Origin of the sequence: Agrobacterium sp. M50-1, assembly GCF_049843495.1 — a bacterium.
Taxonomy (GTDB): domain Bacteria; phylum Pseudomonadota; class Alphaproteobacteria; order Rhizobiales; family Rhizobiaceae; genus Agrobacterium; species Agrobacterium radiobacter.
In genome coordinates this window covers 52,199-68,480 of sequence record NZ_JBBHZH010000004.1, presented here as the reverse complement: position 1 = coordinate 68,480, position 16,282 = coordinate 52,199, and the positions used below count along the sequence as shown (strand labels likewise).

General features: G+C 61.8%; 13 protein-coding genes. 3 read left to right on the top strand and 10 right to left on the bottom strand.

Features of this window, described 5'->3' with window-relative positions; translation table 11 throughout:
- Positions 1–26 precede the first annotated feature (26 nt).
- On the bottom strand, positions 27–1,646 hold the full coding sequence (locus WDZ78_RS10720) for a response regulator (RefSeq protein ID WP_425673270.1): 1,620 nt from the start codon (positions 1,644–1,646) through the stop codon (positions 27–29).
- 410 nt (positions 1,647–2,056) lie between these two features.
- Between WDZ78_RS10720 and mutL the strand changes: the two genes are divergently transcribed.
- On the top strand, positions 2,057–3,889 hold the full coding sequence (mutL, locus tag WDZ78_RS10715) for a DNA mismatch repair endonuclease MutL (RefSeq protein WP_026363682.1): 1,833 nt from the start codon (positions 2,057–2,059) through the stop codon (positions 3,887–3,889).
- A 151-nt stretch (positions 3,890–4,040) separates the two neighbouring features.
- Entirely contained in the window at positions 4,041–4,262 is a 222-nt protein-coding gene (locus WDZ78_RS10710; RefSeq protein ID WP_425673002.1) for a DUF2093 domain-containing protein, read from the top strand.
- Positions 4,263–4,473: 211 nt separating this feature from the next.
- On the opposite strand, the gene lpxK is transcribed toward WDZ78_RS10710, so the two are convergent.
- From lpxK to WDZ78_RS10680, 6 genes are all read right to left on the bottom strand, one after another.
- The gene (gene lpxK, locus WDZ78_RS10705) at positions 4,474–5,520 is read right to left on the bottom strand and encodes a tetraacyldisaccharide 4'-kinase (protein ID WP_425673001.1); all 1,047 of its coding nucleotides are present in this window, start codon (positions 5,518–5,520) and stop codon (positions 4,474–4,476) included.
- 148 nt (positions 5,521–5,668) lie between these two features.
- Positions 5,669–6,406: an HAD family hydrolase gene (locus WDZ78_RS10700; RefSeq protein WP_020010544.1), complete on the bottom strand. Its 738-nt coding sequence runs from the start codon at positions 6,404–6,406 to the stop codon at positions 5,669–5,671.
- A complete protein-coding gene (waaA, locus tag WDZ78_RS10695) occupies positions 6,400–7,722 on the bottom strand; it encodes a lipid IV(A) 3-deoxy-D-manno-octulosonic acid transferase (protein ID WP_020010543.1) in 1,323 nt (440 codons plus the stop codon). The genes WDZ78_RS10700 and waaA overlap by 7 nt, the downstream gene beginning before the upstream one ends.
- 215 nt (positions 7,723–7,937) lie before the next feature.
- A complete protein-coding gene (locus tag WDZ78_RS10690; protein ID WP_003503155.1) occupies positions 7,938–8,177 on the bottom strand; it encodes a DUF4170 domain-containing protein in 240 nt (79 codons plus the stop codon).
- A gap of 61 nt (positions 8,178–8,238) precedes the next feature.
- Positions 8,239–9,045, bottom strand: a complete 807-nt coding sequence (locus tag WDZ78_RS10685; RefSeq protein WP_425673000.1) for a 3'(2'),5'-bisphosphate nucleotidase CysQ — start codon at positions 9,043–9,045, stop codon at positions 8,239–8,241.
- 93 nt (positions 9,046–9,138) lie between these two features.
- Complete coding sequence (locus tag WDZ78_RS10680) at positions 9,139–10,485, bottom strand: TldD/PmbA family protein (protein WP_026363681.1); 1,347 nt, start codon at positions 10,483–10,485, stop codon at positions 9,139–9,141.
- Positions 10,486–10,601: 116 nt separating this feature from the next.
- On the opposite strand from WDZ78_RS10680, the gene WDZ78_RS10675 reads away from it, so the two are divergent.
- On the top strand, positions 10,602–12,431 hold the full coding sequence (locus WDZ78_RS10675) for a monovalent cation:proton antiporter-2 (CPA2) family protein (protein ID WP_425672999.1): 1,830 nt from the start codon (positions 10,602–10,604) through the stop codon (positions 12,429–12,431).
- Positions 12,432–12,633: 202 nt separating this feature from the next.
- On the opposite strand, the gene WDZ78_RS10670 is transcribed toward WDZ78_RS10675, so the two are convergent.
- The 3 genes from WDZ78_RS10670 to WDZ78_RS10660 all read right to left on the bottom strand — a co-directional run bounded on the left by WDZ78_RS10670 (position 12,634) and on the right by WDZ78_RS10660 (position 16,244).
- The gene (locus WDZ78_RS10670; RefSeq protein ID WP_020010539.1) at positions 12,634–13,560 is read right to left on the bottom strand and encodes a patatin-like phospholipase family protein; all 927 of its coding nucleotides are present in this window, start codon (positions 13,558–13,560) and stop codon (positions 12,634–12,636) included.
- Positions 13,561–13,747: 187 nt separating this feature from the next.
- Complete coding sequence (gene rsmD, locus WDZ78_RS10665) at positions 13,748–14,305, bottom strand: 16S rRNA (guanine(966)-N(2))-methyltransferase RsmD (protein ID WP_003503166.1); 558 nt, start codon at positions 14,303–14,305, stop codon at positions 13,748–13,750.
- On the bottom strand, positions 14,286–16,244 hold the full coding sequence (locus tag WDZ78_RS10660) for a pseudouridine synthase (RefSeq protein WP_425672998.1): 1,959 nt from the start codon (positions 16,242–16,244) through the stop codon (positions 14,286–14,288). Before WDZ78_RS10660 ends, rsmD begins: the two co-directional genes overlap by 20 nt.
- Between the last annotated feature and the right edge of the window lie 38 nt (positions 16,245–16,282).

Here is a 16,282-nt window from a genome sequence, read left to right as displayed (position 1 = left end):
GCCATAGCCTCCCGGCAATGGCAATTTCAGGCCTGCAGTCGCAAGGCGTCCTTGCCGAAAAGCCGCAGGAAAACCGCCTCGACCATGTCAGGGCTGACGGGTTTCAGCAGCATGTCGTCCATGCCGGAGGCTTGGCACTTGTCGAGATCGCCCTCGAATGCGTGGGTGATGACGCCGACGATGGGAATGTGTTTCTCGCCGCCCAGGCCGCGCATGCGTCGGGCGACCTCGAAGCCGTCGATATCGCCCAGCGTCGTGTCGAGCAGGACGGCGGAAGGCGGCTGTTCAGCGAAGAGGCGCAGCGCCTCCTCGCCCGAGGTGGCGAGCCGCCAGGAAAGCCCCAGGCCTTCGAGTATCTGCGAAAAGACGATCTGGTTGACCCTGTTGTCCTCGACGAGAAGTATCTCGCAGACGCCGCCGGTCTTGAGTATTTCAGGCAGATCCTCCGTCATGATCTCCCAGTCCTCGTCAGCGGCTTTCTCCTTCGGGGAGGATTTCAACCCGGCGGCAAGATAATGCAGCAGGGAAGCGTCTATCTCCTCTTCCTCGATGGTAACGACGGGCAGATCATGCGCGGCGGCAATATCGAGGCATGCAACGCTCATCTGGGCGTCGACAACGACCACATCGATGCTCACACCGGCGGAAGCAGCAACATCGATGAATGCACGCTGCTCGTCCTCGCTCTTCACCGCTGCATGGTCCATGCCGCCCGCGGTCAAAAGACGACCGGCGGCTTCCGCAAAACGCCCGTTTTCAGAGACGACCAGCACCGCCTTGCTCTTTAAAACCCCGCCGCGATTGTCCGTTTCCTCGTCCTTGCCATAGATGGAGGCCACGAAAGGAACATGTTCGAGCGAGGGAATGACGGGCATGCCATTGGCATCGATGGTGGCAAGAGCGGTCACGTCCTCCATCGTCGTCACCAGAAAATACCGGCCGGGCCTGCCCACACGCTGCTTACGGGTGATGGTCAGCACCTCTTCGCCACTAAGACGCCGCACCCTTTCGGGGATGACAGTCGGCGTGCCGCTATCCAGCACCATACGATCGGCGATATCGATCCGTCCGGCAACCTTGCGCGAGTGGAGATCGAAAACGGTCCGGCCAAGAATGCTCTCGGGACTTGTCTCAACAAGGGCGCAGGCGGATTTGTTGACAGCGGCATAGGCCATGTTCCGATCCTTGACGAAGACGGGAAATGGCAGATTGTCGAGAATATCCTCGATGAGCTGCACGCGCTCGAGATCGATGCGCCATTGCTCTTCACGTTTCTTCTGTTCGGAAATATCCGCAACCACGCTGATGCCGAGGCCGGACGGCAGGCGGTTCATGACGAAGCGCAGGAAGCGCTCTCCCTTCAGCCGTTCGGTTTTTTCCGATCTTTCCTTCCAGTGCAGTGCCAGCCGCTCGCCGATCCATTCCTCCCGGCCGAGCGGGCGGGCATTGGCGGAGAGGCTTTCCGCCTCGAGCAGATAACAATCGTAAAGCGCGCTCAGATAGTCGCGCAGCCGCGCGCCCGGGCCGATGACGGCCTCTTCCAGCGGAAAAAAGCTGAGGAGTTTCCGGCTTGCGAAAATAATGTGATCATTACGGTCGTAAACGACGATCGCCGCGCCAAGCGCGTCGCAAAGGGCATCAAGCATCACCGTATGAACGCCCGCGCCAGAGGACGCCAAATCACTCAACTGCAAACTCCCGCCTGTTTTTCAGGGGTCAGGCTTATGTTTCTAGTGGAATCGTCCAGGGCAAATGCCGGGATGAAACGAAAAATTCCGCAAAAGAGACATCAGGGTTTGCAACTTGAAGCAGTCTTGAGGGGAAGATGACGCTCACCCATAGTCGACGTCACACGCCACCCGGCGAAGGCGGCCCCCGTTCCTGCGGTCATTTCAAGCCGCCTCACCATAATCAAGGCCGATTAAAGGCGGATTAACGCTTAGCGCCATGTTGACGGAAATGATCAAATGCCCAAGGGACCGTAAAACATGTGCAAATTTCCGTAGCCCGAGTTTTTTGCTTTCGAAGCCGTAGCGAATCCGCGAAAATGACAATCATGGCCATCAAGCAGCTTTCAGAAACCCTTATCAACCAGATCGCCGCCGGTGAGGTCATCGAAAGACCCTCCAGCGCCACGAAGGAACTGGTGGAAAACGCCATCGACGCGGGCGCGACCCGGATCGAGATCGCCACGGCGGGCGGCGGCAAGGGACTGGTGCGGATTACCGATAACGGTTCCGGCATGTCACCTGCCGATCTGGAGCTTGCGGTCAGGCGTCACTGCACCTCGAAAATTTCCGATACGCTGGATGATATCCGCACGCTCGGGTTTCGTGGGGAGGCGTTGCCCTCCATCGGCTCTGTCGCCAAGCTGACGATTACCAGCCGGCAACAGGGCGCTGAACAGGGTTCGGTGATATCCGTCACCGGCGGCAAGGTGTCCGATGTCCGGCCCGCCGCCTCGAATGCCGGTACAATCGTCGAGGTGCGCGACCTGTTTTTCGCCACCCCAGCGCGGCTGAAATTCCTGAAGACGGAACGGGCCGAGGCGGCCGCGATCACCGAAGTCGTCAAGCGCATGGCGATCGCCTTCCCGCATATCCGTTTCGTGTTATCAGGCACGGACCGTTCGACGCTCGAAATTCCTTCGACCGGCGATGATCATCTGGCCCGCATGGCGCAGATTCTGGGCGCCGAGTTCAAGGACAACGCCATCGAGATCGATGCCGGGCGCGAGGACGTGACGCTCTCCGGTTTTGCCGGTGTTCCGACCTTCAATCGCGGCAACTCGGCGCATCAATATGTCTTCGTCAACGGCCGCCCGGTGCAGGACAAACTGCTTTTATCCGCCATTCGCGGCGCTTATGCCGAAACCGTGCCGCATGGGCGGTATCCGGTCGCGGTGCTGTCCATCACGCTCGACCCCGCCTTTGTGGATGTGAACGTGCATCCGGCGAAATCCGACGTGCGTTTTCGCGATCCCGGCCTCATTCGCGGGCTGATTGTCGGCGCGATCCGGCAGGCGCTGACGCGCGACGGCGACAGGGCCGCAACGACGGGTGCGAGCCAGATGATGAACGCCTTCCGCCCCGGCTACAGCCCCTCCGGCCTTCGACCCTCGCCTTCCATGGCAGCCGCCGCGCCATGGTCCGCCGCCACCTCGCCTTCGCGACCGCTTGCGGTTTCCGGGGACATGCAATTTGCCGAGGCGGTGCAGTCGCGCTTTTCCGATATCACCATGCCGACGGCGCGGACCGAGCCTCGGGAGATTTACGAGACCGCCGCGAGCCCCTCGCCGGAACCCGTGCTTTACCCGCTCGGAGCTGCGCGGGCGCAGCTGCACGAGAACTACATCATCGCGCAGACGGAAAACGGCCTTGTCATCGTCGACCAGCATGCCGCGCATGAGCGGCTGGTGTTCGAGGAAATGCGCAATGCCCTGCATTCCCGGCGTCCGCCGTCGCAGGTGCTGCTCATCCCTGAAATCATCGATTTGCCGGAAGAGGATTGCGACCGGTTGATGGATCACGCCGCCGGGTTCGATGCGCTGGGGCTCGTCATCGAACGTTTCGGACCGGGCGCGGTCGCCGTCCGGGAAACGCCCGCCATGCTGGGCGAAGTCAATGTGCAGGGGCTGGTGCGTCAGCTCGCCGACGAGATCGCCGAATGGGACGCCGCCTCCACGCTTGCCAACAAGCTGGAATATGTCGCGGCCACCATGGCCTGCCACGGCTCGGTGCGCTCCGGCCGGCGCATGCGGCCGGAAGAGATGAACGCGCTTCTGCGGCAGATGGAAAACACGCCGGGCTCGGGCCAGTGCAATCATGGCCGTCCGACCTATATCGAACTGAAACTTTCCGATATAGAACGGCTCTTCGGCCGCAGCTGACGCCTTCATCCAGCCGCAAGCAGGCGGGGCTGGCCTTGCGCCGCGCCGGCCTATATAAATTCAGGATACTGGAGCATCCGCATTGTTCAGGAAAACGCTACGCCGTTTCGGACTGGGTGCCCTGACAGGACAGAGCAGGAGACGAAAACGGATGAACAGATTTGAAGGAGGCGGCAACCGCCTCGCCGTCATCGAATATCTCGACGGTGACTTCCGCATCGTCCAGACCGGCTCGCATGTCATCTGCGCCACGACAGGCAAGACAATCCCGGTTGATGAGCTGCGCTACTGGAGCGTAGCGAGGCAGGAAGCCTATGTGGATGCGGCGGCTTCGCTGGAGGCCGAAAAGAAGGCTGGTAATTTGCCGGTGTAAGCGGGAACGGCGCGCAGAGTATTTCCAGTAAATACATAGCGGTTTTCGTCCGGGAAAAATTCCAAAAGACTGCAAACGCCTTCAACACCCGGCGTCATCCTCGGGCCTGTCCCGAGGATCCAATCACCTATCGTAAAATCGATAGGCCGCAGATGCTCGGGACAGGCCCGAGCATGACGGAGGAGAGGTTTTCGCACTTTGCCATCACCCTCTAAACCGACGTTCGTGCATTTTCCCGCAGCAAACGCGCGCGGCAGTTCCCTACCGCCGTATCGATAATGGTCGCGGCGGCATTGGGGTCGTCGAACACCATGTCGATTTCGATCAGCAGGCTGTTCCACAGCAATTCTTCCGCCCGGCCGTGGTGGCCGTTGAGCCGCACCGCATCCTTGGCCGTGGTCACCAGTTGCAGCTTCTCTTTACCGGCGTCCTGCAGAAGATCGGCGATCTCGTCATCGCTGAAGTGGTGGTGATCCGGGAAAGAGCGCTGCAGCACGATGTCGCCGCCGAGCGCCTCGACGGTTCGATAAAACTTGGCCGGGTCGGCGATGCCCGCATAGGCCAGCACGCGCCTTCCCCTGAAATCCTGCGGCTCCTGCGGCGTGATCGCCGCAACGAAGACGGGTTTGGCAGCCTTTGCCGCCTGCCTGACCAGCGCGTCGGCCGCATGGCCATTGCCGACCTTCAGGAGCCCGGTCATATGCCGCATCTGTTCGGCAAGCGGCGCTCTTACCGGACCGCCCGGCACGAGATGGCCATTGCCGATGCCGCGCATCGTATCGATGACAACAAGCGCATAATCCAGCGTCAGGCGCGCGCTCTGGAAACCATCATCCATGATGATGAGATCGACGCCTTCCTTCACCAGCCGGTGTGCGCCTTCCACCCGCTTGCGGGAGATGACCGTGACGGCCTCGCGCGCCAGGAGCAGCGGCTCATCGCCGACATCGGCGGAGCGGTGCTGTCCGGGATCGACAAGGGTGGTAACGTCAAGCGTGCCGCCATAACCGCGGCTGAGAAATCCGGGTTTCAGGCCTTTTGCAACGGCGGCTCTCGCAATTGCCATCGCCGTCGGCGTCTTGCCGGCCCCACCCACGGTGAAGTTGCCGATGCAGATAACCGGAACGGGAACGCTTGCCCTTTTTGCCGTTCGCATCCGCCGGCCGGCAACCTTGCCGTAAAGAAGCGAGAAAGGTGACAGGAGCCACGCCTGCCAGCCCGCTTTCTGCCACCAGAACGGCGGCGCTTCAGAAACCATCTATTCCCGCTCCCGGCCGCGTCGCCCACGGCATTCCGTTCGCCTGTCACATGTCAGGAGGTTGTTTGCCAGAAAAAACCGTAAATTGCAAAAATGGATTAGACGGTTCCACGGGGCGACACCGGACCCGGCGGAAACCCCACCGGGTTCAGAGAGCCCGTTCCGGCAAAAGCGCTTCGAGCGCGGTAATGTCATCGAAACAATAATCGGCATCCGCGCCAAGGCTCTCGCGCGAGCCTGTTCCGGTCAGAACGGCGATCCGCAGACCGGCACCGGCATTTTTCGCCATATGCAGATCGTGGTTATTGTCGCCGACAACAGCCACGCGTTCGGGTGGAAAGCCGATCGCCTCGCAGAAGCCCAGCACCATGCCGGGCTGCGGCTTGGTGCCGTAACCGCTGTCATATCCCGCGACGAAATCGACGTCGTTTTCGAAACCGAAGCGGATGGCGGTCTGGCGGATGGAGTTTTCATTGTCGCTGGAGGCGATGCCGAGCTTGTAGCCCCGCGCCTTCAGCCTTGCGAAAAATGCCTTGAGATCGGTCACCGGCACGGATTTATCCGCAGCCTCGGTAAACAACCGGTCGAGGCGCGCCGTCAGCTCCCCGACATCGCAGGGCGAGCCGGCGGCAACCAGACCGGCGGCGATTTCCGCCGTATTGCCGGCGGCCAGAAGGCTGTCCGGCACCACATGACCGGTAACGGGGTCCATGCCGCAGGCGGAGAGAAGCCGGTCAGCGAGAACGGGATCGCCATTGGCCGCGATGGCCGCAAGTTCGCGGTTCACCGGTCCCCAGCTGGCGTCATAGCCTAAAAGCGTTCCGTCCTTGTCGAAAAGGACTGCGGCGATCGATTGCGCCGCGTTGAGTTCGATATCCGCTACCATGAACCGATGGCGCTCCGCGGTTGCAGCTTGGCGGAAACGGTGAGCGGGTTGATATAGGGCTCCAGCGCCTTGACGGTGGAAGAAAGAGCGCCGCGCATATCCTGAATGACCCGGTTGCCGGCATCGATCATCTTGTAACGCTCATTGTCATTGACCAAGAGGTAATGCACCGCCTTGGCCAACATCTCGACATCGCGGATGATACGCCCGCCGCCGGCGCGGATCAGCTTCTGATAGGCTTCGCGGAAATTCTGCACATGCGCGCCTGACAGGACGGCGCAGCCGAGCATCGCCGGCTCCAGCGGGTTCTGCCCGCCTTCGGCCGTCAGTGACCGGCCGACGAAGGCAAGTTCGGTCAGCCGCAGGTAAAGCCCCATTTCACCGATGGAATCGCCAAGGAAAATATCGGTTTCCGGCGTGATCACGTCATTGCGGCTGCGACGCGCCACGGTAAGCCCCATGCCTTTCAGCATGGCTTCCACATCATCGCCGCGCTCGGGATGGCGCGGCACGATGATGGTCAGTTGGCCGTTGCGCGACTTGATCGCCGCATGAACGGTGGCGGCAGCCTTCTCCTCGCCGTCGAAGGTGGAGATGGCGGCCCATGTCTTGCGATTGCCGACCTGCTTGCGATAGTGCTCCAAAAGCGCCTCGTCACAGGGCGGCGGGTCGGTATCGCCCTTGAGATTGCCCGAAATCACCACCGGCCATGAGCCGAGATCGCGGAAACGTTCGGCATCGAGATCGGACTGCGCAACCACCAGCGCCAGCTTGGAAAACAGCGATTCCGCAATATCATGCCGGGCTTTCCAGCGGTCAAAGGAACGGTCGGAGAGACGCGCATTGACACGGATCTGCGGAATGTGCCGGCGCTCCAGCTCCATCATCGTCACCGGCCAGATTTCCGATTCCGCCGTTATGGCGGCATCCGGCGCCCAATAGGTGAGGAAGCGATTGACCGCGATCTTGATGTCGAGCGGCACATATTGGTGGATCACGTCATCGCCAAGCCGGGTGCGGGTCAACTCGGCCGACGTGACGGTGCCGGTGGTCAGAAGCACGAAGATATCGCGCTTGCGGATTTCACGGATCAGCGGGATGAGGGCAAGCGTTTCACCGACACTTGCGGCATGGAACCAGACGAGCGGCCCGCGCGGGCGCTCGGCGCTCGCATAACCGAAACGTTCGAGCCGGCGGCGCTTGTCTTCCTTGCCCTTCGCTGCCCGATAGGAAAGATAGGGCTTGGCGAACGGGTAAGCGGCGATACCGGCAATGCGGTAACCGGAAAGAGCGAAACGTGCGAGACGGCTGCTCATGACATTCTGCCCTTGATCATTCCGCGCAATGCCCTGCCCCTGTTCTGGTTGTTATCGCCGCCTACTTCTTCTCAAATTGCGTCATTTTTTGTCATCGGAAACGAAAGCGCGATCACATTTTCTCGCCCCGGCATTCCCGGCCTGCGCCGCTCGCGCAGGAATCACGGGAAAGCTCGCTTTCACCCAATAGTATTACAACGCAAGGGCAAAAGGACTCAAATTTTATCGTCCGGATTGAGAAGACGGTGCATATGCACGATAAAATAACGCATATGGGCGTTATCAACAGTCATTTGCGCCTTGGACTTCCATGCGGTCAGCGCGGAAGCATAGTCCGGATAGATGCCGACGATATCGAGCGCGTTCAAATCCCGGAACTGAACATCCTGAAGGTTTTCAAGTTCGCCGCCGAATACGAGGTGCAGCAGCTGTTTCGGTTTGCCAGATTCCGTCATGTCTTAGTCTCTTTCTTAAACGCTGAGAGAGGCCTTCATCTGCGGGATTTCCCGGCAAACGTCAACTGTCAGACAGATGTGAAAACGCTTTCAAAAGTGCAGGCAGCGCATAATCTGCTGCAGCGCACAATGCGGGGTGGTTAACCTGCCGGCGATTATACATCAGAGGTTTTCCATCAAGCCCGACCAGACGACCGCCCGCCTTCTCCAGAATGAGGTCAGCGGCGGCCAGATCCCACTCGTGCGAGTTGGCCTTGACCAGCGTTCCATCAATGCGGCCATCCGCCACCATCGCCAGCCTGTAGGCGAGAGAGGGCACGTGCGGAATGCGCTTGACGCTGCCCCGCACCCCTTCCGGCAGATGCGTGATCACGTCTTCGGGCGCCGCCAGATGGAAGATGCCGGCATTTTCGCGCGCGGCAAAAACGGGCGACCCGTTCTTCAGAGCTTCACCGCCTTCAAATGCGGTAAACTCCTCGGCAAGCGCCGGTGCGACGAGCGCCGCGACCACCGGTCGGCCCTCATGCACCACCGCAACGCTGACGCACCATGTATCCCGCCCGCCGATGAAGGCGCGGGTGCCGTCAATGGGATCAACGACGAAGACCGTGGAACGGGACAGCCTGTCGGTATCGTCATCCGTCTCTTCGGAAAGCCAGCCATAATCCGGCCGGGCGGAGCGCAGGATGGTTTCGAGGATTTCATTGGCGGCGTAGTCGGCCGCGCTGACCGGCGAAAGCCCGCCATTTTTCCACCAGACCTCGGGATCCTTGCGGAAGAAACCGAGGGCCGTCTCGCCCGCCTTGCGGGCGGCTTCAAGGACCAGCCTCAGATCGGAGGCCCAGCGGGCCTCAGCCATATCGTTCATTTTGCCGTCTTTTCCGCGCGCCTCAAACGGCGCGCCCGTTTTTCTCTTCGCACTTGCACATAAAGCGCCGGCGAAAACAACCCGCAGGCCGCCTCACTTGCCCGCGATCGTCATGCCTTCAATGGCAAGCGTCGGGGCCGCGACGCCGTATTTGCGGTCAATATCATTGGCCGGCGTGACCCGCATGAACATGTCCTTCAGGTTCGAGGCGATGGTGACCTCGGAAACCGCGAAGGTCTTTTCGCCATTCTCGATCCAGAAACCGCTGGCGCCGCAGCTATACTCACCCGTGATCATGTTGGCGCCGTGGCCGATCAGCTCGGTGACGTAAAAGCCGGTTCCGACCTGCCTCAGCAAGTCCTCCGGCGAGAGATCGCCCGGCTCCAGCGCGAGATTGGTAGAAGCCGGCGAAACCGCCGTGCCGCCGCGCACGCCGCGACCGTTGGTTTCAAGGCCAAGTTCGCGCGCCGCCGAGGTGGAGAGGAACCAGTGCTTCAGCACCCCGTCCTCGATCATCGTCATCTTCTCGCCGCGAACACCCTCGCCATCAAAGGGACGCGAGGACGGGCCGCGCACGATCTGCGGGTCGTCGGTGAGATAAAGACCCTTTTTTAGAACCTGCTGACCCATTTTATCGCGCAGAAAGCTGGTCTTGCGGGCGACCGAAGCACCGTTGATCGCGCCGGCGATCGCGCCGACGAAACCGCGGGCGATGCGTGGATCGAAAACCACCGTGATGTTGCTGCCGGTATCGACCTGACGCGGGCCGACACGCCGCACGACTTTTTCACCGGCGCGGCGACCGATTTCCTCGGCCGCATCGAGATCGGCATAATAGAGGCGGCTGTCGAAATCGTAGTCGCGCTCCATCTTGGTGCCTTCGCCGGCGATGACGCTGACGGAGCGGCTGAAGCGGCTGCCCATATAGCTGCCGGAAAAACCGTGTGACGTAGCGAGGACGAGGCCGCCCATGCCGCTTGATGCGCCGGCGCCGGAGGAATTGCTGACGCCCTTGACCGCAAGCGCTGCCTCTTCCGACGCAAGGGCTGCCTCACGCAGCTGATCGGCCGAGACTTCGGTCGCATCGAAAAGCTCGAGATCGTCGTAGGACGTCGCAAGCCGCTCCTTGTCCGCCAGGCAGGCAAAGGGATCTTCCGGCGAGACCTTGGCCATGGCGACGGCCCGTTCCGCCAGCGTCTTCAGGTCAAAGCCGGGATTGGCCGAAACGCTCGCCACCCGGCGGCCAACGAAGACGCGCAGGGAAAAATCGTCACTTTCGGAGGATTCGGTGCTTTCCACCTTGCCGAGCCGCACGCCGACCGACTGCGAGCGGGAGCGGACGACAACGGCATCCGCCTCATCCGCGCCGGCGGCACGGGCAAGATCGACAAGTTCGCTGGCGCGATCGAGAAGTTTGGAAGAATCTATTTCTGAGGACATGAGTTGGCCTTTCATTCCTGTTCCATTTATTGTGCCAGCAACCCCGCATCAAGGGCGAAACGCCGCTTTCTCCATTCGGACGGTATTGTCGCCACCCTATTCGAAAGTCCGCCCGCATGACCGAGCACGACGCTCTCTTTTCCGAACCATTGCTGCTTCTGGCCGGCGCGGTCATTGCGGCCTCCGTTTTCCGCAAGCTCGGGCTTGGCACCGTGCTCGGTTATCTGGTCGCCGGCATCATCATCGGCCCGTTCCTGCATCTGGTCACGGATGCGAAGGACATCTTCAACGTCTCGGAACTGGGCGTCGTTTTCCTGCTCTTCATCATCGGCCTTGAACTCAAGCCTTCACGCATCTGGCAGATGCGGCGCGATATTTTAGGCCTCGGGCTGGCGCAGGTGCTGGTGACCGGCAGCGTGCTGGCGGCCGTTGCATGGTGGGCGGGGCTGATCGACTGGCGGGGAAGCGTGGTTGCGGGTTTCGGTCTTGCGCTTTCCTCCACCGCCTTTGCGCTGCAAATCCTTGCCGATGACGGCGACATGAACACGCGGCACGGCAACCGGTCCTTCTCTATCCTGCTGTTTCAGGACCTTGCCATCGTGCCGCTTCTCGCCCTCGTCACCATTCTTTCCAACCGCCCGGATGTGCCGACGGATTCGATGGTGTCCGATCTCGTCGCCTCCGTCGTTGCTGTGGCGGGCATGGTGCTGGCCGGGCGTTACCTGCTCACGCCGATGTTCCAGATCATCGCCCGCACGGGTGCGCGTGAGGTGATGATCGCGGCCGCCCTTTTTGTCGTCATCGGTGCTGCCGCCATCATGGAGATGGTCGGGCTTTCCATGGGCATGGGTGCGCTGCTTGCGGGGCTGATGCTGTCGGAATCTTCCTATCGCCATGAGCTGGAGGCCGATATCGAGCCATTTCGCGGCCTGTTTCTGGCGCTGTTCTTCATGGCCGTCGGCATGTCGCTGCACATCCATATCGTTTATGAGCACATCGTCCTCATTCTGATCGCCGTGCCGGCGATGATGGCGGTGAAGGCTGCCCTGATCTATGGCCTCTGCCGCATCGCCGGCTCTTCGCGTTATGCATCAAGCCGGATTGCGCTGCTTCTGGCGCAGGGCGGCGAATTCGGTTTCGTGCTTTTCACCACGGCGGCGGCCTCCGGGCTGTTTCCGCAGGCGACCGCCTCGATCCTCGTTGCCGTTGTCACGCTTTCCATGGCGCTCACACCGCTTCTGGCCGTGATTTCGCGGCGGCTGACGGCGGAGGACGCGGAAGAGGACAAGCTGGAAGAGGATTTCGACGGCGCGGGCGCGGATGTGCTGATGATCGGCTTTTCCCGTTTCGGCCAGATCGCCTCGCAGATTCTTCTGGCCGGCGGGCGCGACGTGACCGTCATCGACAGCTCGGCCGACCGCGTGCGCCAGGCCGCCCGTTTCGGCTTTCGCATCTTCTTCGGTGACGGCACCCGCAAGGACGTGCTGATCGCCGCCGGCATCGAGCGGGCCGATCTCGTGGCGGTCTGCACCCATAAAAAGGAGGTCACCGACCGTATCATCGACATGATCCAGTCGGAATTTCCAAGCGTGCGCATCTATGCCCGCTCCTATGACCGCGTGCATTCCCTCGACCTCAGGAAAAAGGGCGTGGAATACGAAATCCGCGAAACGCTGGAATCCGGCCTGCTGTTCGGCAGGCGCATTCTGGAAGGGCTGGATATGGACGGCGAAAGGGCGCTGGCGATTGCCGACGACATTCGCGAACGCGACGAGCAGCGGCTGGAGCTTCAGGCCGTCGAAGGCCTCGCCGCCGGCCGGCAGATGCTGCACAACAAGCCGGTGCGCGAGGTGAAGCCGGAACCGCTGATGAAGCCGAAGACCAAGGCGGAAAAGTGGGAGGAGGAAGAGGGTTCGGAGGAGAGCGAGACGGAAGTTTCGCTATGATTCAAAGGCACTGGCCGGGAGAGCGCCGCTTGTTTCTTCTCCCCGCGGGGGAGGAGACGGCCCGAAGGGTCAGATGAGGGGGCAACCTCTCAGAATATCTCTACCCTTGCCCCCGCATCCTGCTGCCGCGACCTTCTCCCCGGCGGGGAGAAGAAACAAGCGGCACGCGCTCGCTCCATGGTGAATACGCAAGGAGTACCCCTCAAGCTTCCACACCCTGCCCGCGATGAAACAGTTCCACCTGCATGTCGACCTGCCGTTTCAGATCGTCCTTGATGCTGGCCGACGCGTTCAGCACTTCCTCCGACTTCAGGAAATCCAGCACGCCGAAACGGTGCACCGGCGGGCGCAGGAAAATATGCGGCGGGCGTAACCTCAGTTTCAGGGCGATTGCCGCCTGCATCATCAGCTGGCTGGCGCCGAACAGGCTGTCCAGCCGGTTGGGCATGGTGGTGCCGTCACCTTCGGGGCCGCCGACGACATCGACACCGATGACGATATCGGCCCGATCCAGCAGATGTTCATAGGGCACGGGGTTGAAGATGCCGCCATCGATCATGATGCGGCCATCGATACGAACGGGCATGAACAGTGCCGGAATGGCGGCAGACGCCGCCAGCGCCTGGATGATCTCCCCGCGTTCCACCACCACTTCGGTCTGCGCGTAATAGTCCGTGGTTATCACTTTGAGCGGAATGGCAAGCTCCGAGAAATCCTTTGGCAGAGCCTGCGGCATCAGCGCGTGCAGAATGAGTTCGAGGTTGAACTGCCCAAGGCGAAAACCATCCACCGCGTGGCGCATCGACGCCGGGCCGAGGCTCCAGAGCCGGTTGGCGACCGAACCCTTTCGTCCCATGAGTTCAAGCGTGTATTCGCGGATTTCGCGGCCGGTCATGCCGGCCGCCATGCCCGCGCCGATGATGGAGCCGATGGAAGAACCGGAAATCGCGACGGGCCGGATGCCGAGTTCGTCCAGCGCCTCGATGACATTGATGTGGCAGATGCCCCGCGCGCCGCCGCCGCCGAGCGCCAGTCCGAATGTCGGCTCGTGGCCACCCGTGCTGTCACCTTGGAGAACCTCTTCCCCCGCGCGGACGATCGTGACGCTTTCGTTTACACCCTGCTCCATGCGCACACCCAAATTCTTTCCGCGGCAAAGACTCTGCCTATTCGGCAAAGAAGACAAGACCATGGCGTGACGGGAGGTGTTCCTATCGGAGCGTTTTCGCTTTTCTTTAAATCGCGAAAACACTCCAACTCTTTGTTCTGTCGGATTTCCCGGCGGAAAACCGGGCTCCACTTTTCCTGGAAAGGTTCTAGGGCTCGTAGCGGTAGAAATGCATTTTCGTATCGCCGAAGATGCGGCTTTCGAGCGGCTTGAATACCGGATCGACCTTTACCGCCACATCGCCGCGCTCTTCCAGAATGGCGAGCGCGCCAGGTGTCAGCCAGCCGCCGCCATGGGCTGCCGAGAAAGCCTTCTCACCATGGCCATGGCCATAGGGCGGGTCGGCGAAGAGAAGATCGAAGGGCTCGATATTATTGACACCACCGAGCTTGGTGGCGTCACGCCGCAAAATGCGGGCGCGGCCATGCAGACCCAGCGCATCGATATTTTCCCAGAGCAGTCCCCTGCCCTCGACGCCGTTTTCGACGAAGAGCGCCACACGACAGCCGCGCGAAAGCGCCTCCAGGCCAACCGCACCCGTTCCGGCGAAAACGTCCAGAACGCGCGTGCCGTCCAGACTTTCCGGATAGGCGTGGCTTAAAATGTTGAAGAGGCTTTCCCGCGTCCTGTCGATGGTCGGACGAATGGAATTCGATTTCGGCGCGGCCAATGTCCGGCCGCGGAACTCACCGCCTACGATCCGCATTACGTGTCATTCCCCTGCCTCCAGAAGGTTTGCCACCCGGGCCTTTGCCGCCCGGCTTGCCGCCGCCGGGACCACCGGGGCCTTTGCTCTTGCCTGAGAAACCCGAACGTTCGCCGCGCTCGCCCGATTTTCCGAAGGACGGTTTGCCGAATCCGGGTTTGCCACCCGGCTTGCCGCCCCGGGGCTTGTCGCCCGCCGGGCGCTCGCCGCGTGGGCGCTCACCGTCTTCACGGGGTCTGTCGCGGAACGGACGGTCACCGAAAGGTTTTTCACCGCGGGCGGTGCGATCGCCGAAACTGTTTTCGCCGCGTGGGCGGTCGCTGCGCGGACGATCACCCTCTTCACGCGGCTTGTCACGGAACGGACGGTCGCCGAAAGGTTTGCCGCCGCGTGCCGGGCGGTCACCGAAGCTCTTTTCACCGCGTGGACGGTCGCTGCGCGGGCGATCACCCTCTTCACGCGGCTTGTCGCGGAATGGCCGGTCGCCGAACGGCTTTCCGCCGCGTCCACCACGATCGCCAAAGCTCTTTTCGCCGCGCGGACGGTCGCCGCGTCCGCGACCACCTTCTTCTTCGCGGGGAGAATCTGAGCGGATCCACTCGCCCTCGGCATCCGCATGCCGCACGACGTTGCGGCGCGCCTCGTCCTGGGCGGAAGGCTTCTTGAAGAGGTTTTCGGCTTCCGCGCGGGCGGAAGACTTGCGCTCCTTGCCGTCACGGGTGGGCCTTGCACCGGGCGCCATCCAGACATTGGCCGTGCGGCTGGTGCCGGCAGGCTGGCGTGGGCGGCGGTCGTCGCCATCGTCCTCACTGCGGCCCTTTGCGCCAAATTTCCCGGCGGGCTTGGAGCCGAACTTGCCGGCCGGCTTGTCGCCGCGCTTGGTATCCAGCCGTCCGAGCGCCTTTTCGCGGCGGTCTTCCGGCTTGCCGGCAGCCTTGTCGAAACGCGGCTTGCCTTCCGGCGCATCGCTCTTTGCCCATTCGGACTTCACCGCCCGCTTCGGCGTGTTGTCTTCCTCGTCTTCAACGGGCGCATTGTAGATCGGCGCGTCGAAATTGGCGCCGGCCTGTTCGATCAGACGCGGGCCGAGCTGGTCGCGCAGCATCCGGCCGCGCACTTCCAGCACCTTGCCTTCAGCGAGATCACCGAGCTGGAACGGACCATAGGAAACGCGGATCAGCCGGTTGACCTCGAGACCGAGCGCGCCGAGCACGTTCTTGATTTCGCGGTTCTTGCCTTCACGCAGGCCCATGCTGATCCAGACGTTGTGACCCTGGGTGCGGTCGAGCGTCGCGTCGATTGCGCCATAAAGCACGCCATCGACGGCAATGCCTTCCTTCAGCTTGTCGAGTGCCGCCTGATCGACCTCGCCATGGGCGCGCACGCGGTAACGGCGCAGCCAGCCGGTGGTCGGCAGTTCCAGCACGCGGGAAAGGCCGCCATCATTGGTAAGCAGCAGCAGGCCTTCGGTATTGATATCGAGGCGGCCGATGGACAGAACGCGCGGCAGTTCGCTCGGCAGATTGTCGAAAACGGTCGGGCGGCCTTCCGGGTCGGAATTGGTCGTCACCAGACCGGCGGGCTTGTGGTAGAGCCACAGGCGCGTGCGCTCTGCACCGCGAATCGGCATGCCGTCGACTTCGATCTTGTCCGACAGCGTGGCGTTGACGACAGGCGTATCCAGCTTGACGCCGTTCAGCGATACGCGGCCTTCCATGATCATGCGCTCGACATCGCGGCGCGAGGCCACGCCTGCGCGCGCCATGATCTTGGAAATGCGCTCGGGCTTGGAGCCGCCAACGGTTTCCGGCGCCGGGGCGGCCTTTACCTCGGTCGGTTTCTTTTCGCGCTCTGCGGCGGGCTTGCCGGGGCCTTTCGGCTTCTTGTCGCGGCTAATTGTCTTGCCGCCGTCACGCTTCGGCTTGTCTTTAAAAGTCATTTGCTGTTTGCCTGTTGTTTGGGCTGTCCTATCAGGTC